The organism is Streptacidiphilus sp. PAMC 29251, from assembly GCF_054208735.2.
Genome location: NZ_CM135725.2, coordinates 3,618,913 through 3,641,495 on the forward strand (window position 1 = coordinate 3,618,913; position 22,583 = coordinate 3,641,495).

The window sequence follows — 22,583 nt, forward strand, 5'->3', positions numbered from 1 at the left end:
GGCTACGGTTCCGACATCCGATCAGGGAGGTCGGGGGGAGGATCCGTCATGGACGAGGACACGTTCACGCTGCCCAGCAGCTGGCACCGGCAGTTGCACCCCCGGCGGGGCGGTATCGCGCGGAAGGTGACCCCGCGCGGCGACCAGGCTCGGCAGACGGTGCAGCGGCTGCTCGCCGAGAACGCGGAGTGGATCGAGGACGTGCTCACTCGCACCACCAGCGCCCCCGAACTGGTGCAGGCCGCACGGGCGCAGCAGGGCGACGACAAGACTCCGCTCGGCGCCGCCGTACTCGCGGCCACCGCCCTGGCGCGGGACTGGAAGGAGTCGTTCGAGCCGTTCGCCGACGCCTGGGCCGCCGACCACGGCCTGCCCTTCGCCGCCTGCGCGACGGCCGAGTTGTTCGAGGTCCAACTCGACGCTGTGGTAAGGGGAATAGCCAGCCCGCACGCCCCACTCGGGCGCACCCCGGCCGGGGAGTACACCGCGCACTCCCGCCGCCGCCGCCCCGTCGCCGACCGGATGCGGGCGCTGCTCGCCGCAGCCGACGAGGAGACCTACCAGGACGCCGTCACCGCGCTGGCCGCCCATCGGGACGGGATCCGCCGCCGGGTGATCGTCGCCTATCTGCTGCCCAGCGAGACCGAGTGGGTCACCGAGGCCTGCGCGCAACCGGGTCCGAGCGGTCGGGTCGACGACGGCATGACGCTGATGCTGCTGTCCTCGGTGAGCACCCCGGAGCAGCAGGCCCTGGTCACTTGGCCGCTCCGGCTCGGCTGGGGCGAGTGGTCCATCGCCAACTTCGCCACCCTCGCCGAGGGCCTCGGGACGGGTGTCGCCACGGTGATCGGCGAGATGATGGGCAACAACGCCTACCTGTCGGCCGACTACCTCAAAACCGTGTCCGGCGTACTCGCCGAGATCCCCGGCGACGAGGCCTTCGGTCTGCTGCTGGAACAGGTCCAGGACCGTTACGCCCGAGCCGCGCTGTCGGCGTCGGCGAAGCGTCAACCCCGCCGGGCGCTGCGGCTGTTGGCCACGGCGGCGAACGCCCCCACCGCCGCCACGGCGAAGCCGGCCAGGGAACTGCTGCTGCTGCATGTCTCGGCCCACCGCGAGCTGGCGGCAGCCGCCCTGCCGGGCCTGGCCCCGGAACTCGCCGCCACCGTCGCCCCGCTGCTCACCCGGTCCGACCGGATCGCCGAGGCACCCGTCGAGGCGCTGCCCGCGCTGCTGGTGAGCCCGCCGTGGACCCGCAGGCGCCCGGCGGCGAAGCCGCGCGTCCTCACCGGCCTGGCCCCCAGCCCGGAGCAACCGCAACTCGCCTGGGCCGAGGGCGAACAGCAGGACTGGGCCGTCGACCGCTCCTGGCACATGGGGCAATCGCCGCTGCCCGACTGGGACACCCAGATCGAGACCATGCGTGCGGGAAGGCTGCAGTGGTACCTGGCCGTCCACCTCTTCGTCGACGGGCCGACCGAGCAGGTCCAGCCGCTGCTCGCCGACTGGGATCCCGGCGAAAGCTGGGACACCGTGAACATCCTCAGGCCGATCGTCGCCAAGCACGGCGTCCTCGCCCTGCCGCCGGTGCTGCGGGCCGCCGTCCGCACCCCGGCCTCGGCCGGTTCACTGCTGCTGCCGTTCCTGGACGTCAGGGCGGCCCGGTTGATGGCCGAGTGGCTGGTCCGGCTGAAGTCGGCGGGCCAGACCGCGCGCACCTGGTTCGCCCGGCACGGCCTCCCCGCGGTGGCGCTGCTGGTGCCGGACGCGGTCGGCCCGGCCGGTGCCGCACGCAAGCGCGCCGAGGCCGTGCTGCGGCTGGCCGCCGGGCAGCACGGCGCCGGGCCCGTCCGTGAGCTGGCCACCGCCGGGTACGGCGCCGAGGCAGGTCAGATCGTCGCCGAGCTGCTGTCCGCCGACCCGCTGGAGGCCGCGCTCCCGGCCCGGATGCCGGTGGTCGGCGACTGGGCCGAGCCCGCGCTGCTGCCGCAGATCACCCTGGTCAAGGGCGGTGCGCTGCCGGAGGAGTCGGTGCGGCACGTGATCACCGCGCTGGCGCTGTCCAAGCCGGGCGACCGCTACCCGGGCCTGGACATCGTGCTGGAGGCCTGTGACCGCGAGTCGCTGGCCGAGTTCGGCTGGGCCCTGTTCGAGGGCTGGCGGAAGGCCGCGATGCCGCCCAAGGACAGCTGGGCGCTCCAGTCCCTGGTCTGGCTCGGCGACGATATGACGGTGCGTCGGCTCACCCCGGTGCTCCGGGCCTGGCCCGGCGAGAGCATGCACCAGCGGGCGGCGGAGGGGCTGGACGTCCTGGCCGCGATCGGCTCCGACCTGGCGCTGATGAGCCTGCACGGGATCGCCCAGCGGGTGCCGTTCAAGGCGTTGAAGGTCCGGGCCCAGCAGAAGATCGCCGAGATAGCCGAGACCCTGGGCCTGACCGGCGATCAGCTGGCCGACCGCCTCGTCCCCGACCTCGGTCTGGACGCCGACGGCAGCACGGTCATCGACTACGGCCCGCGCCGCTTCACCGTCGGCTTCGACGAGCAGCTGCGCCCCTACGTCCTGGACCAGGACGGCAAGCGCCGCAAGGACCTCCCGCTCCCCGGTGCCAAGGACGACGCCGACCGCGCTCCGGCCGAACGCAAGCGCTTCGCCGCGCTGAAGAAGGACGTCCGCACCATCGCCGGCAACCAGGTGGCCCGACTGGAGGCGGCCATGGTCAGCCAGCGCTCCTGGACCGCCGCCGAGTTCCAGGAACTCTTCGTCCAGCACCCGCTGACCTGGCACCTGGTCCGCCGTCTGGTCTGGCTCGCCGACCATGACGGCAGCGTGCTGTCGTTCCGGGTCGCCGAGGACCGCAGCTACGCCGACGCCGACGACGAGGCGCTGACCCTCCCCCCGGAAGCGAGTATCCGCCTCGCCCACCCGCTGCTGCTCGGCGACACCCTCCCCACCTGGTCGGAACTCTTCGCCGACTACCAGATCCTGCAACCCTTCCCGCAACTCGGCCGCCCCGTCCACTCCCTCACCGAGGAGGAGGCCGACACCGGCAGGCTCAGCCGCTTCGAGGACGTCACCGTCCCGGTCGGCAAGCTCCTCGGCCTGCAACGGCACGGCTGGGAGCGAGGGCAGCCGCAGGACGCCGGGATCGAATGCTGGATCTCCCGGCAGGTCGCCGACGACCGCTTCCTGGTGATCGAGCTGCACCCCGGCATCCCGGTCGGAGCCGTCGCCGAGCTCGGGGACCAGACCCTGGCCGTCGTCGGGCTGGCCGCCCGGGCCGACACCTTCTGGCGCGGCCGTGAGAACACCCTGAGCCTGCGTCAGCTGAGCCCGCTGCTGGCCTCCGAGCTGATCGCCGACCTGACCGAGCTGGTGACCCAGTGACCTCACCGAACCCCGGCAACCTCACGGAGCCCCCGTTGTCAGCCGACTTCCCGTTCCCCGACGAGGACACCTTCACGCTGCCCGCCCGCTGGCACCGGCTGCTGCACCCCCGGCGCGGGGGCATCCCGCGGGCGGTGACCTCGCGTGCCAAGGCCGCGCCGGGCACGGTCGAGCAGTGGATCGCGGGGCAGGCGGACTGGTTGGAGCGAGTGCTCGGCGCCGCCGACAGCAGCGCGGCGCTGGTGCAGGCCGCCACCGCGCACCGGTCCGGCGCAGCGGACCCGCTGGGCGCGGCAGTGCTGGCGGCCGCCGTGCTGGGTGAGGACCGCAAGGCGGTGCCCTCGGTGTTCGTGGACGCCTGGGTGGCCGAACACGGCCTGCCCTTCGCCGCCCGCGCCGTGGTGGACCTGTTCGACCTCTGGGTCAACGGGCTGGAGCAATGGGGCTGCCGCGACGGCAGGCCGGGGGTCCGTCCGGTCGGGGCGCGCAACGACCAGAGCGTGATCGAGCGCCACCGGCCGGCCGCCGACCGGCTGCGGGTGCTGCTCGCGGCCGCCGACGAGACCGCCTATCTGGGGGTCGTCGAGACGCTGCGCGACTGCCGCAGCAGCGAACGGCGGCGGGTTCTGGTCTCCTACCTGCTGCCGACCGAGACCGCGTGGGCGACCGAGTGCTGCGTCCCCGCCGACAGCTACACCTCGGGCGACTGGACCCTCCGTTCGCTGCTGCTGTGCTCGCTCGCCTCCGCCGAGCAGTGGGAACTGCTGGCCCTGGACTCCACCGAGAACCAGCCGGTCTGGCCGGACTGGACCATCGGCACCCTCGCCACCATCGCCGAGGGTGTGGGGGCGGCGGTCGTCCCGCTCATCGTGGACTCGCTGGCGCTCTACAACGTCCCACCTGCCCAGCGGAAGCTGATGTTCGAGTTCCTCAGCGAGACCCCCACCGACGAGGCCTTCCGCGTGCTGCTCGATCACGCCGCTGACAAGTACACCCGTCCCGCCCTGTGGTCCGCCGCCCAGCACTTCCCGGTGCGGGGCCTGCGGCTGCTGGGCGGTGAACTGCTCGCGCAGCATGTCGAGGCCAACCGGGAGCTCGCAGCGGCCGCGCTCCCGCTGCTGGAACCGCAGGTCGCCGCCACCGTCGCCGCGCTGCTCGCGGACAGCAACGCAAGCGCCGCCGCAGGCGCGGTGAGCGAGCCCGCCGCCCTCCCGGAGCTGCTGCGGAACCCGCCGTGGACCTGGCAAGCCAAGGCCGTGAAGCCGCGGGTGGTCAAAGGCCTGGCCGCCCCGTCCGACCTACAGCTGCGCTGGCTGGAGGGCGAGCAGGAGTCCTGGCAACTCCCGCTGATGCGACGCCTCTCCGGCTTCCCCCCGGAAGGCTGGGACGACCGGTTCAAGTCCTTCCGCACCGGCAGTCTGGCCTGGCACCAGTACGCCGAAACCCTGGTGCTGGGACCGGCCGACCGGGTCCTGCCGCTGCTGGCCGACTGGGATCCCAAGCCCAAGGAACTCTGGGGCGCGGTCGACGTCCTCAGGCCGATCGTCGCCGAGCACGGCACGGCCGCGCTGCCCGCGCTGCGGCGGGTGGTGGCCGCCGACTCGGTCCGGACCGGCGTCCTGCTGCTGCCGTTCCTGGACGTCAGCACGGCCAGGCTGATGGCGGACTGGCTGCTCCGGGCCAGATCCTCGGCCGGCACCGCCCGCAGCTGGTTCACCCGGCACGGGCTCGCCGCCGCCGCGCTGCTGGTGCCGGACGCGGTCGGGCCCGCCGGGGTGCTCCGGCGGCGGGCCGAGAACGCGCTGCGCTTCGTCGCCCTCACCCACGGCGCCGAGGCCGTGGTCGCGCTGGCCACCGCCGAGTACGGGGCCGAGGCCGGGGCGGTCATCGCCGAGCTGTCCGCCGCCGACCCGCTGGTGTTCACCCTCCCGGCCCGGCTGCCGGTGCCCGGCGACTGGGCCGACCTGGCCCTGCTGCCGCCGATCGCGCTGGTCGGGGGCGGTGTGCTGCCAGCGGGGGCAGTGGGCCATGTGCTGACCATGCTGGCCCTGTCCAAGCCCCGGGAGCCTTACGCAGGGCTGGCCACCGTCCTGGACGCCTGCAGGTCCGATTCGCTGGCCGGGTTCGCCTGGGCCCTGTTCGAGGGCTGGCGGAAGGCGGCGATGCCGACCAAGGACGTGTGGGCGTTCCACGCCCTGGCCTGGATCGGCGACGAGGGCACGGTCCAGCAGTTGGCGGGGGTAATCCTGCAGTGGCCGAACGAGGGGTCGAACCAGCGGGCCGCGCAGGGCCTTGAGGTGCTGGCCGAGATCGGCAGCGTCCCCGCGCTGATGCAGTTGCACCGGATCGCCCAGCAGCCGCACTTCCGCTCACTGAAGGCCAGGGCGAAGGAGAAGCTCGACGAGGTGGCCGCAGCGGTTGCCCTGACGCAGGATCAACTGCTGGACCGTCTGGTTCCTCATCTCGGGCTGGACAGCGACGGCAGCACCGTCATCGACTACGGCCCGCGCCGCTTCACCGTCGGCTTCGACGAGCAGTTGCGCCCCTACGTCCTGGACGAGGACAGGCAGCGCCGCAAGGACCTCCCGGCCCCCGGGGTGAAGGACGACCCGGTGCGCGCCCCCGCCGAGCGCAGGCGCTTTGTCGCGTTGAAGAAGGAGGTGCGCAAGGTCGCCGCCGAGCAGACCCGGCGGCTGGAGTCGGCGATGACCAGCCGTCGCTCCTGGACCGCGGCCGAGTTCCAGGAGTTGTTCGTCGACCACCCGCTGAGCCGGCACCTGGCCCGCCGCCTGGTCTGGACGGCCGACGTCGCCCCCGTCGAGGGCACTGCCTCCCCCACCGCCTTCCGTATCGCCGAGGACGGCAGCCTGGCCGATGTGGACGACGCGCTGCTGACCCTGCCGGCCGAGGCCGTGGTCCACCTGGCCCACCCGCTGCTGCTCGGCGACGCCCTGGCCGGGTGGGCCGAGCTGTTCGCCGACTACCAGATCCTGCAGCCCTTCCCCCAGCTCGGACGCCCGGTGCACCGCCTCACCGCGGAGGAGGCCGCTGGCGACCGGTTCACCCGTTTCGAGGGCCGGACCGTAGCCGTCGGCAAGGTACTCGGCCTGCAACGGCGCGGATGGGACCGCGGCGAACCCGGCGACGGCGGCGTGGAGACCTGGGTCCAGCGGCGGACCCCCGACGACCACTACCTGATCGTCGCCCTGGACCCGGGCATCCAGGCCGGGGCGGTGACCATGCACGGCGACCAGGCGCTGACCAGGATCTGGCTGGGCGACAAACCGACCGACTACTGGGAGGGGCACACCGCGGCTCTGACGCTCGGTCACCTCGACCAGGTGACCGCCTCCGAACTGATCGCCGACCTGACCGAACTGGTGACAATGTGACGACGACGGACACCGGCCAGTGGCAGCGCCCGCCCGCCGAGCTGCGCTACGCCGACGAGCTGGCCGCGCTGCGGGCCGCCGACAGCGACCCCCGGCCGCCAGGGTGGGAGCTGAGCCTGCGCGCGGCGCGGCGGTTCATCGTCGGCGACGCGGCGGCCGGGATCAGCCGGAAGTTCGTCGGGGCGCCGTCCCTGGTGGACCGGGCACTGGTGGCGCTGGCCACCAGCCGCGGGCTGATGCTGGTCGGCGAGCCGGGGACGGCGAAGTCGCTGCTGTCGGAGCTGATCGCGGCGGCCGTCAGCGGCACCTCCACGCTGACCGTTCAGGGCGGGGCGGCGACCACCGAGGACCAGATCAAGTACTCCTGGAACTATGCGCTGCTGGTCGCCGAGGGCCCGTCCACCCGCTCGCTGGTGCCCGCGCCGATGCTGAGGGGGATGACGGAGGGGAAGATCGTCCGCTTCGAGGAGATCACCCGCTGCCCGCTGGAGGTGCAGGACTCGCTGCTGTCGCTGCTCTCCGAGCGGGTGGTGGCGATCCCCGAACTCGGCGGGGCGGACGGCATGGTGTTCGCCCGGCAGGGGTTCAACATCATCGCCACCGCCAACACCCGCGACCGGGGCGTCAATGAGATGAGCGCCGCGCTCAAGCGCCGGTTCACCTTTGAGACGGTGTTCCCGATCGCCGACTTCGAGGTCGAACTCGCCCTGGTCGAGGCCGAGGCCGGGGCGCTGCTGCGCAGCTCGGGGGTGACGGCCACACCGTCCCGGGAGGTGCTGGAGGTGCTGGTGTCCACCTTCCGCGAACTGCGCGCGGGCACCGGCGGCGGCAACGGCAGTGGCGGCACCGGCAGCGACCGGCTGACCTCGGTGATGAGCACCGCCGAGGCGGTGTCGGTGGCCCACGCGGTGGGCGTGCGGGGTTGGTTCCTGCGCGGCGAGGCCGGCAGCGCCGCCGATGTGGTGGCCTGCCTGGCCGGCACCGCCGCCAAGGACAACCCGGAGGACCTGGCCCGGCTGCGCCGCTACCTGGAGCAGCGGGCCTCGCGCCACCGCGGCGCCGCCTGGCAGGAGCTGCATGCCGCGCGCCATCTGCTGGACGACTGATGGGCGGTGCGGTCACCTTTGTCGGCGTGCGGCACCACTCCCCCGCCTGCGCCCGGCTGGTGCAGCGGACGATCGAGGCCTTGCAACCCGCGTTCGTGCTGGTGGAGGGCCCGTCCGATATCAACGGCAGGCTGGACGAGCTGTTGTTGGGCCATCAGCTGCCGATCGCGGTGTTCAGCCACTACCGCGACGCCGAGCGCACCGCCACCTCCTGGGCCCCGCTCTGCGACTACTCCCCGGAGTGGGTGGCGCTGCGGGCCGGACGGGCGGCCGGGGCCGAGGTCCGCTTCATCGACCTGCCGTCCTGGCACCCGGCCTTCGCCGACCGCAGCAACCGCTACGCCGACGCGGAGGCACGCTATGCCGAGGCCACGGCGCGGCTCTGCGAGCAGTTCTCCGCCGACTCGGTGGACGCGCTGTGGGACCGGCTGTTCGAGGTCGAACCCGAGCAGGGCCTGGCCGAACGACTGGCGGCGTACTTCGAGCTGGTGCGGGGCGACGCTGATGCCGACGACAGCGACCGGGCCCGCGAGCGGTACATGGCCGGCTGGGTCAGGGCCGCGGTGGCTGAGGCCGGGGAGCGTCCGGTGCTGGTGGTGACCGGCGGCTTCCACCGGCCCGCGCTGCAAGCCCTCTGCGCCGAAGCGGCGGACGGTTCCGGCTGGCCCGAGGTGCCCGCGCCGCCGACCGGGGCGGTCGGCGGGAGCTTCCTGGTCCCTTACTCCTTCCGGCAGTTGGACGCCTTCGCCGGCTACCAGTCGGGGATGCCCTCCCCCGGCTACTACCAGCAGCTCTGGGAGGAGGGCGCGGAGCAGGCGGCGGACGGGCTGCTGCGCGCGGTGACCGGTCGGCTGCGTCGGCGGCGGTATCCGGTGTCCACCGCCGATCTGGTCTCGGCGCGGGTGCTCACCCGGGGCCTGTCGCTGCTGCGCGGCCATCCGCAGCCGGCCAGGACCGACGTCCTGGACGGCCTGGCCAGCGCCCTGATCGCGGACGACCTGGACCAGCCGCTGCCATGGACCGGACGCGGCCAACTGGCCCCGGGAGCGCACCCGGTGGTGGTGGAGATGGTCGCCGCGAGCAGCGGCGACCGGGTCGGCCGACTGCACCCGGACACGCCCGCGCCACCGCTGGTCCATGACGTGGCGGCGCAGCTGACCCGACTGGGGCTGGACGGGACGAAGTCAGCCACTCTTGATCTGATGAATAGTCAAGAATTGACGATCAGTCAAACACTGCATCAGCTGAGGGTCCTGTCCGTCCCCGGCTACCAAAGGGTGGCGGGTCCGGCCCATGGTGCGGACCCTGTGTTCAGCGAGCGCTGGGAGCCGGAGACACCCGGCCCTCAGGGCCGAGAAGCGGCGCTGATCGAGGCAGGCGCCTATGGCGCGAGCCTGGCGGAGGCAGCGGGCGCCCTGCTCGGCGAGCGGTCCCGCACCGCCGCCGCTGACGGAGGCGCGGAGACCGGCGCGGACGGCCTCGCCGCGCTGCTGTTCGACGCGGTGCTGTGCGGGGCCGCCCAACTCTCCGGCGAGATCCTGACCGCGCTGGCGGCAGGGGTCCGCGACCTGCGCGAACTCGGCCCGTTGGGCGCGACGCTGGCCACCGCCCTCGGCCTGTGGCGGCACGACCGGGTGTACGGGGTGGGCCACAGTCCGCTGCTCGCCGCTGTTGTCGACGGCGCGGTCAGCAGGGTGATGTGGCTGGTCGAAGGCCTGCACGGCGGCTCGGGTGGAGCGGATGCGGACCGGCTGCGCGCGCTGGTCGCTGTCCGCGACGCCCTGCTGCATGCCGCCCCGCTGCTGGCGCTGACCAGGGCGGACGCCATCGGGCTGGCGCTGCGGGTCAGCCGCGACCCGGCCGCCCCCGCCGACCTGCGCGGCGCGGCGGTCGGCCTGGTCTGGTCGCTCGGCGGCACCGGCGACCATGCCTCGTCCATCCGGGCCGCCGCCGACCCGCGCACCCTCGGCGACTGGCTCGCCGGGCTGTTCGCCCTGGCCCGCGACGAGGTCAGTGCCAGTACCCACAGCACTGCGGGATCGGTCATCGACGTGCTGGACGGCATCGTCTCCGAACTGACCGAGGCCGAGTTCCTGATCGCCCTGCCCGCCCTGCGGCTGGCCTTCGGCTACTTCCCGCCGCGTGAGCGCGAGCGGATCGCCCAGCGGCTGCTGGACCGCCGCGGCCTGCGCGGCTCGGCCCGCGCCCTGCTGCGCACCGGCGCCGATCCGCTGCTGATCGGCCGTGCGAGATCCCTGGAGGGCGAAGTGACCAGGCTGCTCGACCACTACGGGCTGCTCGACGACCACGGACTGCGAGCCCAGCCATGACCCCGCCACCCTCGGAGCAGGCGCCCGCCGACCTGGAGCGCTGGCGGCTGATCCTCGGCGCCGCCGCCGAGGGCCGGACCGGTTCGCTCGGCGCCGAAGCCGCCGCCCGGGACGCCGCCCTGGAGTGGCTCTACGGCCGCGATCCCGACCATGGCCCCCGGGGAGTCCGCCGCAGCGCGCCCACCCGCGAGGGCGGCGAAGGACCGTCCCCGGTCACCGCCGTGGACTGGCTGGACGGCATCCACCGGCTGTTCCCCAAGGAGACCGTCGAGCGGCTGGAGCGGGACGCGGTGGAGCGCTATGAACTCCATGAGATCGTCACCGATCCCAGCGTGCTGGAGCGGATCGAGCCCAGCCAGACCCTGCTCCGCGCCGTGCTGCGGACCAAGCACCTGATGAACCCCCAGGTCCTGGCGCTGGCCCGGCGGATCGTGGACAGCGTGGTCCGGCAGCTGCTGGAGCGGTTGCAGCCGGAGGTGCGACGCGCCTTCACCGGCACCCGGGTGCGGAGGCCCAGCCGCCATGCGCTCGCCCGCGACTTCGACTTCCAGCAGACCGTCCGCGCCAATCTCAAGCACTACCAGCCGGAGCAGCGAAGGGTGCTGATCGAGCACCCGCACTTCCACTCCCGCACCCGGCGGCATCTGGAGCAGTGGCAGCTGGTGCTGCTGGTGGACCAGTCCGGATCGATGGTCAGCTCGGTGATCCACTCCGCGGTGACCGCCGCCTGCCTGTGGAACCTGCCGGGGCTGAAGACCCATCTGATCGCCTTCGACAGCAATGTCGTGGACCTCACCTCCGATGTCACCGACCCGGTGGAGCTGCTGATGCGGGTCCAGCTAGGCGGCGGCACCGACATCGCCAGGGCCGTCGACTACGGCGCGGGCCTGGTCGACAACCCGCGCCGCTGCGTGTTCGTGGTGATCAGCGACTTCTACGAGGGCGGCGATCCGTACCGGCTGGTCCGCGCGGTCCGGGCGCTGGCTGAGCAGGGCACGACCGTGCTGGCCCTGGCCGCGCTGGACGAGGAGGCCGAACCTGCCTACGACCGCGTGCTCGCGGGCAAACTCGCCGAGGTCGGCGCGCACGTCGGCGCGATGACACCGGGCCAACTGGCCGAGTTCGTCGCCGAGAGGCTGGGCCGTTGACCCCCACCCGTACTGACCTGCTGGCGCTGGATCAGGACACCCTCGCCGCCATGGCCAACCGCGGCCTGGTCAAGCGCGCCGCAAAGGAGCTGGACGCGGGCGGCGGCCCGGAGCTGGACAGCGATCCGGACGGTACGGTTCGCGGCCGGTTCCCGGACGGCGCGAGCACGGTGCTGCCTCCCGGCGCGGGGCTGACCTCGGCCGCCTGTGACTGCGGCGCGGCCGGGGTGTGCCGACACCGGATCGGGCTGGTCCTCGCCTACCAGCGCGCGGCTGCGACAACTGATCTGCCTCCCGAGCCCGTCCTCGTGGACTGGTCGCCGGGCAGCATCGACGACGAGACGCTGACCCTCGCCGTGGGCCGGCGCGCGGTCGCCAACGCCCGCCGTACCTTCGACCGCGGCTACACCGCCCGGCTGCACCGTCCGACCGCCGAGCAGCCCGCCGCCTGGGTGGAACTGCCCACCTGCACCGTCCGCTTCCCGGTCGCCGGGGAGCTGGGCCATGTGATCACTGACGCCACCACCGCCCTGCGCGGCGAGGTCACCGCCCTCGCCGTCTGGGCCTTCCGGGCCGCCGACAGCACGACCGCCGCCGACGCCACGCAGGTGGACGTGGGCGGACGAGCCGCCACCGGCCACCCGACCGGCGCGCTGGACGCCGCGGCCGCCCTGGTCGACGAGCTGCTGCTGGAGGGCGCGGCGCACGCGGGCCCGGTCCTGGTCGGCACCCTGCGCCGGCTCCGGGACGACCTGTCGGCCGCCTCGCTGCACTGGCCGGCCGGGGCCCTCGGCGACGCCGCCGACCAGTTGGACGCCTATGCCGCCCGCAGCGCCCGCTACCAGGCCACCGCCTACGCCGACGCCCTCGGCGAGCTGCACGCCCGGCACCGTGCGGCGGCCCACCCCGGAGGCGCCGCGACCTCGCAGATCCTGGGCTCGCGGGAGAGCGGGACCACCGCGCTGCGCCGGGTCCGGCTGACCGCGCTGGGGTGCAGGGTCGGCGGCAGCGCCCGGGAGCCGGTCGCCGAGGTGTTCCTCGCCCACGCCGGGACGGTGCTGGTGCTGCGGCGGCGCTGGGCGTCCGCCGAGGCCGACCCGCCCCAAGCCCAAGCCCAAGCAAGCCAACTCGCGTCCCGCCGCCTGCTCGGCACCACGCTGGGCGCGCTGGCGGCGTCCAATGTGGTCAGCGAGAGCGTGACCCGCTCGGCCAGCCGCACCCTCACCGTGGGCCGCAGCCGGGTCGCACCCAGCAGTGTCACCCCGCTCGGCGCGGCCTGGTCCGAGCTGCCGCCGCCGTTGCTGGTCCGGGATCTGGCCGCCCACGCACGCGGCCTGACCGGGCTGCCGCCACGGCTGCTCCGGCCCAGGGTGGAGGCCGAGAACCTGCATGTGCTGGAGATCGCGGCGACCGGCCCGGTCGGCTACGACCCGGCGCAGCAGCGCCTGCAGGCCGTGGTCACCGACCCGGCGGGCCACACCGCGACCGTGTCAGCGACCTACCACCCGCTCTGCCCGCTGGCGTTGGACGTCCTCGCGGACGCACTCGGCTCGGGCGGCGTGCGCTACCTCAGCGGCTCGCTGACCAGGTCCGGCGGCGGCATCGTGATCGACCCGGTGGCCCTGATGACGGCGGACGGCAACGTCCTCGTCCCCGACCTCGCCCCGTACGACGGCGGGGCGCAACTGCCCGCCGACTTCGGCAGGCCGCAGGGCGACCCGGTCGCCGCCGCGCTGGACGCCGCGCTCTCCGCCCTGGCCGACGCCGCCCACCAGGGCCTGCGGCGACTCCGCCCGGCCACCCTGGCCGGCCTCGACGACGCGGCGAGCGGACTGTCCCGGATCGGCCTGGCCGACTGCGCGGCGCTGCTGCGAAGACTTCTGACAGATAGTCACTCACCGTCTGACCAAGCGTCAACTCCTCAGGCCTGGACAGATGCCCAGATCCGGCTGACCGTCGCCGCCGAACTCCACCGCGAGGGCGGAGCCGACGGCGACGGCTGAGAGAGGCGACTACACGTGCGGGCGGTGGCCGCGTTCCTGGCGCGGCGGGTGCTGCTTGGCGCCGGGCAGGGTGGGTGCGGGGAGGGTGGCGACCTCCTGCTCGGCCCTGGCCAGCTGGGCGGCGGTGTCGTCCGGCAGCTTGGGCGCGCGCTTGGCCCGCTGGTCGAACTGGAAGGCCGAGGTGAGGTCACCGAAGGCGCGGCGGCGCCAGTTGGTGATGTTGCTCTCCTTCACCCCGGTGAAGCGCTCCAGGAACTGCAGCACCGAGGTGTGGTCGAAGGCCTCGGAGGCCACCCAACCACCCACCGTCCAGGGCGAGATGACGATGCAGGGGACCCGGAAGCCGCCGCCGACCGGCAGCCCGCCGACGAACTCCCCGGCCGTGCCGGCCTTGGGCACCGGCGGCGGGACGTGGTCGAAGAGGCCGTCGTTCTCGTCGTAGTTGAGGATGAACACGGTCTTGGCCCAGACCTCGGGGTTGGACGCGATCGCCTCGATCTTGGAGGCAACATAGTCCGCCCCGGCGGCGGGCAGGTAGTCCGGATGCTCGGACTGGTAGCTGGTCGGCAGGATCCAGGAGACGGCCGGCAGCCGGTCGTTGCGGGCATCGTCCTCGAAGGTGCCGTGCGGCTGGGCGGTCATGCCCTTGTCGTAGAGCGGGTCGCCGGGCTTGGCCTGCTGGAAGGTGTCGAACAGCGACAGCATGTCGGTGCCGTAGTTGTCGGTCTCCTGGTAGACCTTCCAGCTGACGCCGGCCGCCTCAAGACGCTCCGCGTAGGTGGTGTAGGTGAGCGGGGTGGGCGCGGCGTTCTTGATGATCGGGCCGCCGTGGGTGCCGTCGGCGTCGATCGAACCGGTCATCCAGTACAGCCGGTTGGGCCAGGTCGGCCCCTGCACCGAGCAGAAGTAGTTGTCGCAGATGGTGAAGCTCTCGGCCAGCGCGAACTGGAACGGGATGTCGTCCCGGGTGTAGTACCCCATCACATAGGGGCCGTTGACGCCGTCGGCCGCGCGGTGGGCCGGCAGCCACTGGTCCATCTTGCCGTTGTTCCAGGCCTGGTGCTGGACCGCCCAGGCATGGCTGGTGGAGGGGATGGCCTGGGCGCTGGTCTCGGTGGTGTCCAGGTGGAACGGCAGCAGGTAGCCGTCCGGGTTGACGCTGTCGGGCTGGTAGAAGACCGAGCGACCGGTGCTCAGCTTCAGCGCCTGCGGGTCCTCGAAGCCGCGCACCCCGGACAGGGTGCCGAAGTAGTGGTCGAAGGACCGGTTCTCCTGCATCAGCAGCACCACGTGCTTGACGTCGCGCAGCGAGCCGCGGGCCGGGACCCCGGCCGCCACCGCCGCCTGAACGCTCGGTGGCAGCAGCGTCATCGCCGCCGCGCCACCGGCTACTCCCGCTGCTGAACCCAGCAGCCTGCGTCGAGTCATTCCTGACATGAGCCGTCTCCCTCTCGCTGTCACGGCCGGACCGGAGACGACTCTGACGTACCGGGGTCCGACCGCGCGGGACCCGCACGGTGAACAACGCACCAATGTCAGGGACACGACGTAACCGCCAGGGAAACCCAGCCCCAACCGGACCCTTCCGGAACGAACCCTTCCCGTACCCGGATCACCGCGCAAGACTGCTCGGGTGACGCCCCTTCAGCTGAAAGGTCGATCCACATGACGCTGCTGCCCCCGGGAATGCCCGCCACCCTGGACTACCCCGACTGCGCCGTCGGCGACATCCTCGCCGGCGCGGCCCGCCGCTACCCGGACCGGATCGCGATCCGGGACGGCGAGGAGTCCTTGACCTACGCGGAGCTCTACGACCAGGCGCTGCGCACCGCGCGGGGCCTGCGGGCCCGGGGCGTCCGGCCGGGCGAGGTGGTGGCGCTGCACCAGCCCAACTCGCTGCGCTACACCCTGACCTACTACGGCGTGCTGCTGGCCGGGGCGGTGGTCTCCCCGCTCAGCCCGATGCTGCCCGCCGAACTGCTGGCCGAACAGCTCACCGAGGTACGGGCGGTCGCCGCGATCACCCACCCCGCCGTGGCCCCGCTGCTGGTCGCCTCGGGTGCGGTGCTGCGCTTCACCGCCGAGGTACCGGCCACGCACGCGGCGCCGGGCGCGCCGACCGCCCTGCCGGGGCACGTCACCTTCGCCGAGCTGATCGACGCGGGCGAAGGGGCAGACCGGGCCTCCCTGACCCGCCCCGCGCCCACCGACCGGGCCCATCTCTCCTTCACCGGCGGCACCACCGGCCGTTCCAAGGCCGTCGGCGTCACCCACCGCAGCGTCGTCGTCAACGCGCTGCAGATGGGCTGCTGGCGGGCGGCCGCGCTGCCGCGGCTCGACGAGCTGGGCGGGCTGTACCTGGAGCAGGTCCCGGCGGCGATGGACCCGTCCACCGTCCCGCTCGGCGCGGCGGTGGTGCTGGCGATCGCCCCGATGTTCCACGCCATGGGCCTGATCAGCCAGAACATCTCTACCCAGTCCGGCGCGACCGTGGTGATCGCCGGGCGCTTCGACCCGGCCCGCTACCTCGGCGACCTCCAGCGCTGGGGGACGACCCACGTCGGCGGCTCCCCCGCGCTGTTCCACGCGCTGCTGGCCGCCCCCGAGATCCACAAGGCCGACCTTTCCTCGGTCCGGCAGGTCAGCTCCGGCGCGGCCCCGCTGGACTCGGCGACCATGTCCCGGCTGCGGGAACTGTTCCCGCAGGCGTCCATCAGCGAGGGATACGGCCTGACCGAGGCCACCATGGGCCTCACCGCCCACCCGCCGACCCCCGACGCCCCGGCCCCGATCGGCAGCGTGGGCGTCCCGGTCTACGACACCAGGATCGAGATCCGCGACCCGGTCACCCGCGCCCCGCTCCCGCAGGGGGAGGTCGGCGAGGTCTGGGCCAGTGGACCGCAGCTCGCCGAGGGCTATCCGAACCACCCCGAGCTGACCGCCGAGCAGTTCGTCGACGGCTGGCTGCGCACCGGCGACCTGGGCCGCACCGACCGCGACGGCTGGCTGTTCCTGGTCGGCCGGGTCAAGGACATGCTGATCCACAATGGCTACAACGTCTACCCGGGCCCGCTGGAGGACCTGCTGCACCAGCACCCGGCCGTGGCCGTCGCGGCGGTGGTCGGCGTGCCCGACGCCCTGGCCGGGGAGAACCCGGTGGCCTACGTGGTGCTCCGGGCCGGCTACGAGCCCACGCCGGAACTGGGCGACGAGCTGATCACCCATGTCGCCACCCGGGTCACCCCGTACCAGCGGGTCCGCGCGGTGCACTTCCGCGCCGCGCTGCCGCTCTCGGCGGCCGGGAAGGTGCTCAAGAGCGAGCTGCGCAGGACTCCTTGAGCCAGCTGGACCCACTGGTTCCGCTCGCTGTTGCGCGCCCGTGACAGGAGGCCGACAGATCCACGATCTTCGGCTGACAGTCTTCTCTCATCGCACAGCGCAGCAGTTGAGTCCCAGGGGGGAACCACCACCATGTCAGTCCGCATCCGCGCCACCCGCCGCACCGCCATCGCCGCCGCCATCGCCGTCACCGCCGCCGTCACCGCCCTGCTGCCGACAGCGGCCAACGCGGCCTCGCACGGCGTGCTGAACGGGACCAAGGGCAACGGGCTGACCATCAGCAACGGCACCAAGTACGTGGTGATGAACGGCACCCGGGTCAACTTCGGGGTCGTCGTCCGCGACCTGGCCTGGTCCCCGGACGGCAAGAAGGCCGCCTTCATCGACGGCAAGGGCAACCTGGAGGTCGCCAACGCCAACGCCACGGGCCGCCACATCGTCGCCGTCAACCCCGGCCACCAGACCTGGTCCCACCCGACCTGGCAGGTCTCCAAGGGCGACGTCCGCGACCAGATCGCAGCCAAGAACAACATCATCTTTGTGGCGAACAAGAGCGGGACGACCCGTCTGGAGGGCATCTCCGGCACCGCCTACCACGGCACCCCCCACGCCATCACGCTCGGCCGCTACTTCGACCCCAACGTCGCGTACAACCCCACCACCGGCAACAACTGGCCCAGCGCGGCCGGCGGCTACGGCAGCTCCGTCTACGACAACACCCGCACCGGCGAGATCTACATCCGTGACGACTACACCCGCCAGCAGGGCGGCCCGATCACCCGCGGCTCCGAGCCGGCGCTGTCGCCCAACGGCGAGGAGATCGTGTTCGTCCGCTCGGTCAAGGGCCACGACCACCTCTTCGTCAGCGACACCAACGGCAAGCACGTCAAGGACCTCACTCCGCACGCCACCACCAACTACACCGAGCCCACCTGGTCCGCGAACGGCAAGACCATCGCCTTCCGCACCCCCACCGGCACCGACATCATCCCGGCCAACGGCTCCAAGGGCCCGGTGAAGATCTCCTCCTACACCGGCCTCGCCGCCTACCGCGCCTGAACGCCGACCACCGCGGGCCGGGCCGGGTCTGACCCGGCCCGGCCCGGCCCGCGGATCGCATCCTAGGACCCCTAGGAATTTGCCTACTGTAACTAGGCACTGTTAGCGTCCAGAGCATGAAGGCAGCAACCGAACCGGACATCCGGGCATCATTCGTCAACTGCTCCAAGGGCGAGGCCAAACGCCTGCCGGTACCGCGCGACCTGGCCCAGCGGCCCTGGGCGGACCTGGACTTCCTGGGCTGGCACGACCTGTCGGCGCCGGACCGCAGCTACCTGGTCGCCGAACGTGACGGCGGGCTGGTCGGCGTGGCCCTCCGCTTCGCCTCGCAGCGGCGCGGCTCGTTCCGCCGCAGCATGTGCTCGCTCTGCCTGACCACGCACTCGGGGACCGGCGTCTCGCTGATGACGGCCCGCCGGGCGGGCCAGTCCGGACGGCAGGGCAACTCGGTCGGCGAGTACATGTGCACCGACCTCGCCTGCTCGCTCTACCTGCGCGGCCTGAAGAGCCCCGAGCCCGGCGGCCGGCTGAACGAGACCCTCGGCCTGGACGAACTGATCGCCCGCACCCGGGCCAATCTGTTCGCCTTCCTGGACAAGATCGCCGAGTAGTCCGCCTGGGCGGGAGCGGGGACGGGGGTCCTGGTCACCGTCGGTGGACGGTCGTGACCAGGGCCCCCGGCAGCAGGGTCAGGCTCGGGCGTGGCCGTGCGGCGTGGACCCGCCGCGATGCAGCGAGATCTGCCCCCACAGCGGGGCGACGAGCGCCACCAGCCCCACTGCACAGCCGATCTGCAGCAGGTGGCGGATCCAGTCGATCCCGGAGGTGTGCGAGACACCGATCCACCCGGCCGCGGCATTGCCCAGCAGGGCGCCGCCGATGCCCAGCAGGACGGTGAGCCAGATCGGAATCGCCTGCTTCCCGGGCAGGATGAACTTGGCCAGTACTCCGAGGATCACGCCGACGACCACGATCCACAGGATCTGAAACATGAAGGCCTCCTTCAGCTCGTCACGTACTACCTGTATGGTCCCCCCGCCAGGGCCGCGGCGCATTTTCCGACCCGGGCCCGGCGCCACGCTGTCCGCTCGCCGGTCTCGCCGAGACCGGTGACGAACTGCGCCGGCAGGGGCAACAGCTGGTGGAATCGCAGCGGACGCCAGGGCGAGGCCCTGGTCGGCTATGAACGGGTCCGGGCCCGGCTCCGTCAGGAGTTGGGGGGTCGACCCGGGCCCACAGCTCCGCGCCCTGCACGGGCAACTGCTCGCCGCGGACCCGGCGCTGCTGCGGACACCCGAGCCCACGCCCACGCCCACGATCCGGTGCCGTTGACCGTCACGCATGGGCGACCTGGGCGACGGTCCGGGGCCGGGGCGCTTCGCCGAGGAACTCCTCGACCAGCTCGGCCAGTTCGGCCGGTCGCTCGACCCGCGCCGCATGGCCGCTCTCCAGCTCGGCGTAGCGGCTGTGCGGGATGCCCGCCGCGAGCTCGCGCGAGTTCTGGACCGGGATCAGCGCGTCCAGCGTGCACCCGATGACCAGGGTCGGGGCCTGGATCCGCGGGAGCGCGGCGCGGATGTCCACCTTCAGGTCGGCGTCGATCTGACGGAACAGGTTCACACTCGGACGCATCCCGGTCGCCAGCACCTCCACGGTCTCGCGGTCGAGCGAGTTGAGGTAGGGGCGACCGAAAGCGGTCAGCATGGCGTAGCGCGCGAAGGCCGTCGGGTTGTCGGCCAGCGTGCGCCAGACGGCGAAGCCGTTCTGGATGTATGGGTCCTCCGGGCCGCACCAGCCGGAGAGCGTGATCAGCCGACGCACCAGCTCGGGCCGCTGCGCGGCGAGCAGGGCGGCGACAGGCGCGCCCAGCGAGTAGCCCAGGACGTCCACCGGGCCGCGCCCCAGGTCCGTCAGCACAGCGGCCAGTTGGTCGGCGAGCAGCTCGACGGTCAATTCGCCGCCGTCGTCCTCGGCCGCCTCGCTGCCGGACAGGTCCGGGAGCACGACGGTGTGCCGGCCGGTGAAGTAGCCGAGGGCCGACTCCCAGGTCACCGACCCGGCGCCGGTGCCGTGCACCAGTACGAGGACCGGCCCCGAGCCCTCCAGGCGGTAGGGGATGCGGGCGCCGTTGACGGTCACTGCAGGCATGGTTCCTCTTTCCGTGGCAGGTGGGGCAGGCGTGGAAGGTGGCACTGTCCGTGTTCCGCTGCCAACGATGCGGTGCGCCGACCCGGATGAGGAGCGGAGCGCTCTCCCTAGGACCAGCGGTCCCAGGGTCCGGCGTCCGAAACGGCCCGGCGATGCCGGACCATGGAGGCATGCGGACCCAACTGAACCGCCATGAACTCGCCGACTTCCTCCGCCGGTCGCGGGAGCGGCTGCGCCCGCACGACGTCGGGCTGGCCTCCGGGCCCCGGCGCCGGACGCCCGGGCTGCGCCGCGAGGAGGTGGCCCTGTTGGCCGGGATGTCCGCCGACTACCTGATGCGGCTGGAGCAGGCGCGCAGCCCGCAGCCGTCCACCCAGATGCTCGGCGCCCTGGCCCGTGCGCTGCGGCTCACCGAGGACGAGCGCGACCACCTGTTCGTGCTGGCCGGGCACCGCCCGCCGGAGGGCCGCCGGGCGGGCAGCCATGTGCGTCCCGGGCTGCTGTACCTGCTCGACCAACTGGCGCACACCCCGGCGCAGATCCTCGGCGACCTGGGCGACCTGCTGGCGCAGAACGCCGTGTCCGAGGCGTTGTTCGGCTGTGTCTGCACGGTGCAGGAGCCGGACCGCAATGTGGTGTGGCGATGGTTCACCGACCCGTTCGTCCGCGAGGCGTACCCGGAGGAGGAGCACGAGCGGCAGGGCCGGCTGGCCGTCGCCGACCTCCGTACGGCGGTGGCCCGCCGCGGTCCCGGCGACGCCGAGGCGGCGGCGCTGGTCACCCGGCTGCGGGAGGCCAGCGACGAGTTCGGTGCGATGTGGGACCGCCACGAGGCGGCCGTCCGGCGGCAGAACCGGCTGCGGGTGCGGCACCCGGAGGTCGGGCTGATCGAGTTCGACTGCGAGGCCCTGCTCAGCCCGGCCGAGGACCAGCGGCTGCTGGTCTTCACACCCCCGCCCGGCACCCCGAGCGCCGAGGCCCTCGACCTGCTGCGCGTGGTCGGCCCCGAAACGGCCCACCGCAGCCACCGGTAGCCGGGAGCCCGCGGGTTGACCGGCGCGGCCCGGGGCGGCTCTGGTCAGATCGTCGCGGAACGCGGTACGCTCCCGCCGATGACAACTCCTTCTGTTCACGGATCGGGGGTCCCATCCACGCAAGGTGAGTGCTGATGCTCACTCGGACCGTGCATGAGGATGCCCGTCTTTCCCTGTGGCTGCGCGTGCGTGAGTTCGCCGTGCCGCCCTCCATGATCGAGACTGCGACCGCTCGCCGTTCTGTCGGCGACTGGGGTGGGGCATGCGCCGCCGCAGGCATCGACATCGATCTCAACCTGCGTGCCGTGGCGCGCGTCCACGGTCGGGAAACCGCCGCCCGAATCCGGGCCGATCTCCGCCGACTGGCCCCTGACCTGCTGCGTTGGCACATGCCGAGGATCGCTCCCGACGGGCTGCTACGACCGGGCCTGACCATCACCCTGGCCCGCTACGACACGGCGGAGCGGGACGGCGCGGGGCAGCGGGACGGCGCGGGGCATGACGGCACAGGCCCGGTGCACCTCGTGGTCCGGACTCCGCCGGCCTGGGCGGACGCCGGTCAGCGGATCAGCCTCGCGCTGTGGGACGGATCCCTCGGTGCGCCCGACGCCCGCCGTCACCCACATCCCCACCCCCACCCACGGTTCCGCCTCGACCTGCACCGCCACCTGTGGGACGCGCGCAGGGCCGATGAGCTGCGGATCCGCTCCGGGGCCGACCGGCTGCCCGCCGACGGCCGTCCGGCGCACGACCCGGACCCGCTGGGGCCGGACCCGCTGGGGATGGTGCCGCTGGGGCCGGTGCCGCTGGGGATGGTGCCGCTGGGGATGGTGCCGCAGCAACTCCGTTGCGCCGTGGACCGGTGGGCGGCCGAGGCGGGGATCGTGCTCCAGGCCGAGGGGCGGCCCGCCAGCGGTGGCGTCACCGTCCGTCTGGGGGCCCGACATCGGCTGGTCCTGCACCCGGCCCCGGACGCGCACCCACACCCGTACCCGGCCACGGACGGCGGCGGCCGCCCGCTGCCGGTCCTGCCAGACGCCGCGACCTGGGTGCTGCCCGACCTGGACCTGCTCCGCGCCGGTGCGATCGAGGTCGACCGGCTGCACCCGCTGGTCGCCTCGGCCCTGGCGCCGGACCACTCGTCGCCCGGTTCGTCCCTGAGCCCGGACCGGGCCGGACAACCGCGGCTGGTGGAGTGCCGGGGAGCGCAGCACCGAATCGGCCTGGTCGACGGGGTCCTGGTCCCGCTGGACCACGACCCGGTGGAGATCCGCCGGGAGGAGTTGCTGGTCGCCTTGACCGGAACTCCCCTTCCCTGCCTGCAAGTCATCGATATGACACACCGTCACCCCGACGCCATCGATGGTGTCCGCGAACGCCTGGACCACGGCGACACCGCCGGTGCGCTGGCCGTCGTCGAGGGCCTGCTGGGCCCCGACACACTGCTGCGCAGCGGCGATCTGCGGGACGAGCTGGAGGCGGCCACACTGCGGCGGATCAGCTACGGACTGTTCCGGACCGGACTCCTCGGACCCGAACCGGACCCGGTTCGCCCGGATCGCCGCCGCTCCCGTGGCCACCGCTCGCGTGGCCACCGCTCCCGCCCACGCCCTGGAAGCCCCCGCTGACCTGCGGCT

The 22,583-nt window shown here is 73.0% G+C and carries 14 protein-coding genes and 1 pseudogene; 12 read left to right on the forward strand and 3 right to left on the reverse strand.

From position 1 onward, the window contains the following. Window positions 1-48: 48 nt before the first annotated feature. The 6 genes from ACXKR8_RS16930 to ACXKR8_RS16955 are packed head-to-tail and all read left to right on the forward strand — an operon-like array spanning window position 49 to window position 13,366. Window positions 49-3,387 carry a DUF4132 domain-containing protein gene (locus ACXKR8_RS16930; RefSeq protein WP_458273740.1) on the forward strand — a complete coding sequence of 1,113 codons (3,339 nt, stop codon included), beginning with the start codon at window positions 49-51 and terminating at the stop codon, window positions 3,385-3,387. Between the two features lie 35 nt (window positions 3,388-3,422). Then, window positions 3,423-6,779 carry a DUF4132 domain-containing protein gene (locus ACXKR8_RS16935; RefSeq protein ID WP_458273741.1) on the forward strand — a complete coding sequence of 1,119 codons (3,357 nt, stop codon included), beginning with the start codon at window positions 3,423-3,425 and terminating at the stop codon, window positions 6,777-6,779. After that, the gene (locus tag ACXKR8_RS16940) at window positions 6,776-7,885 is read left to right on the forward strand and encodes an ATP-binding protein (protein ID WP_458273742.1); all 1,110 of its coding nucleotides are present in this window, start codon (window positions 6,776-6,778) and stop codon (window positions 7,883-7,885) included. Before ACXKR8_RS16935 ends, ACXKR8_RS16940 begins: the two co-directional genes overlap by 4 nt. After that, entirely contained in the window at window positions 7,885-10,215 is a 2,331-nt protein-coding gene (locus ACXKR8_RS16945; RefSeq protein WP_458273743.1) for a DUF5682 family protein, read from the forward strand. Before ACXKR8_RS16940 ends, ACXKR8_RS16945 begins: the two co-directional genes overlap by 1 nt. After that, a complete protein-coding gene (locus ACXKR8_RS16950) occupies window positions 10,212-11,363 on the forward strand; it encodes a VWA domain-containing protein (RefSeq protein ID WP_458273744.1) in 1,152 nt (383 codons plus the stop codon). Before ACXKR8_RS16945 ends, ACXKR8_RS16950 begins: the two co-directional genes overlap by 4 nt. Beyond that, complete coding sequence (locus ACXKR8_RS16955) at window positions 11,360-13,366, forward strand: hypothetical protein (protein WP_458273745.1); 2,007 nt, start codon at window positions 11,360-11,362, stop codon at window positions 13,364-13,366. Before ACXKR8_RS16950 ends, ACXKR8_RS16955 begins: the two co-directional genes overlap by 4 nt. A gap of 9 nt (window positions 13,367-13,375) precedes the next feature. Here ACXKR8_RS16955 and ACXKR8_RS16960 read toward each other — a convergent pair whose 3' ends face one another. Then, entirely contained in the window at window positions 13,376-14,803 is a 1,428-nt protein-coding gene (locus ACXKR8_RS16960) for an alkaline phosphatase family protein (protein ID WP_458273746.1), read from the reverse strand. A gap of 228 nt (window positions 14,804-15,031) precedes the next feature. Between ACXKR8_RS16960 and ACXKR8_RS16965 the strand changes: the two genes are divergently transcribed. The 3 genes from ACXKR8_RS16965 to ACXKR8_RS16975 all read left to right on the forward strand — a co-directional run bounded on the left by ACXKR8_RS16965 (window position 15,032) and on the right by ACXKR8_RS16975 (window position 18,375). After that, on the forward strand, window positions 15,032-16,705 hold the full coding sequence (locus ACXKR8_RS16965; protein WP_458273747.1) for a class I adenylate-forming enzyme family protein: 1,674 nt from the start codon (window positions 15,032-15,034) through the stop codon (window positions 16,703-16,705). A gap of 132 nt (window positions 16,706-16,837) precedes the next feature. After that, window positions 16,838-17,764, forward strand: coding sequence for a TolB family protein (locus tag ACXKR8_RS16970; RefSeq protein ID WP_458273748.1), 927 nt, complete (start codon window positions 16,838-16,840; stop codon window positions 17,762-17,764). Window positions 17,765-17,880: 116 nt separating this feature from the next. Beyond that, window positions 17,881-18,375, forward strand: a complete 495-nt coding sequence (locus ACXKR8_RS16975) for an FBP domain-containing protein (RefSeq protein ID WP_458273749.1) — start codon at window positions 17,881-17,883, stop codon at window positions 18,373-18,375. Window positions 18,376-18,453: 78 nt separating this feature from the next. On the opposite strand, the gene ACXKR8_RS16980 is transcribed toward ACXKR8_RS16975, so the two are convergent. Next, a complete protein-coding gene (locus tag ACXKR8_RS16980) occupies window positions 18,454-18,756 on the reverse strand; it encodes a GlsB/YeaQ/YmgE family stress response membrane protein (RefSeq protein WP_458273750.1) in 303 nt (100 codons plus the stop codon). Between the two features lie 117 nt (window positions 18,757-18,873). On the opposite strand from ACXKR8_RS16980, the pseudogene ACXKR8_RS16985 reads away from it, so the two are divergent. After that, window positions 18,874-18,960, forward strand: a pseudogene (locus tag ACXKR8_RS16985) (hypothetical protein); the annotation flags it as partial. Between the two features lie 139 nt (window positions 18,961-19,099). Here the strand turns inward: ACXKR8_RS16985 and ACXKR8_RS16990 are convergent. Then, window positions 19,100-19,912, reverse strand: a complete 813-nt coding sequence (locus tag ACXKR8_RS16990; protein ID WP_458273751.1) for an alpha/beta fold hydrolase — start codon at window positions 19,910-19,912, stop codon at window positions 19,100-19,102. Between the two features lie 170 nt (window positions 19,913-20,082). On the opposite strand from ACXKR8_RS16990, the gene ACXKR8_RS16995 reads away from it, so the two are divergent. Both ACXKR8_RS16995 and ACXKR8_RS17000 read left to right on the forward strand, forming a co-directional pair. After that, window positions 20,083-20,946 carry a helix-turn-helix transcriptional regulator gene (locus tag ACXKR8_RS16995; protein WP_458273752.1) on the forward strand — a complete coding sequence of 288 codons (864 nt, stop codon included), beginning with the start codon at window positions 20,083-20,085 and terminating at the stop codon, window positions 20,944-20,946. A gap of 134 nt (window positions 20,947-21,080) precedes the next feature. Next, complete coding sequence (locus ACXKR8_RS17000) at window positions 21,081-22,574, forward strand: hypothetical protein (protein ID WP_458273753.1); 1,494 nt, start codon at window positions 21,081-21,083, stop codon at window positions 22,572-22,574. The last annotated feature ends 9 nt before the right edge of the window (window positions 22,575-22,583 follow it).

Excerpts from the sequence above, each read along its gene's own strand:
- ACXKR8_RS16930 (WP_458273740.1), top strand. The coding sequence starts at position 49 with ATGGACGAGGACACGTTCACGCTGCCCAGCAGCTGGCACCGGCAGTTG.
- ACXKR8_RS16945 (WP_458273743.1), top strand. The coding sequence starts at position 7,885 with ATGGGCGGTGCGGTCACCTTTGTCGGCGTGCGGCACCACTCCCCCGCC.
- ACXKR8_RS16950 (WP_458273744.1), top strand. The coding sequence starts at position 10,212 with ATGACCCCGCCACCCTCGGAGCAGGCGCCCGCCGACCTGGAGCGCTGG.
- ACXKR8_RS16960 (WP_458273746.1), bottom strand. The coding sequence starts at position 14,803 with ATGTCAGGAATGACTCGACGCAGGCTGCTGGGTTCAGCAGCGGGAGTA.
- ACXKR8_RS16965 (WP_458273747.1), top strand. The coding sequence starts at position 15,032 with ATGACGCTGCTGCCCCCGGGAATGCCCGCCACCCTGGACTACCCCGAC.
- ACXKR8_RS16970 (WP_458273748.1), top strand. The coding sequence starts at position 16,838 with ATGTCAGTCCGCATCCGCGCCACCCGCCGCACCGCCATCGCCGCCGCC.
- ACXKR8_RS16975 (WP_458273749.1), top strand. The coding sequence starts at position 17,881 with ATGAAGGCAGCAACCGAACCGGACATCCGGGCATCATTCGTCAACTGC.
- ACXKR8_RS16980 (WP_458273750.1), bottom strand. The coding sequence starts at position 18,756 with ATGTTTCAGATCCTGTGGATCGTGGTCGTCGGCGTGATCCTCGGAGTA.
- ACXKR8_RS16990 (WP_458273751.1), bottom strand. The coding sequence starts at position 19,912 with ATGCCTGCAGTGACCGTCAACGGCGCCCGCATCCCCTACCGCCTGGAG.
- ACXKR8_RS16995 (WP_458273752.1), top strand. The coding sequence starts at position 20,083 with ATGCGGACCCAACTGAACCGCCATGAACTCGCCGACTTCCTCCGCCGG.
- ACXKR8_RS17000 (WP_458273753.1), top strand. The coding sequence starts at position 21,081 with ATGCTCACTCGGACCGTGCATGAGGATGCCCGTCTTTCCCTGTGGCTG.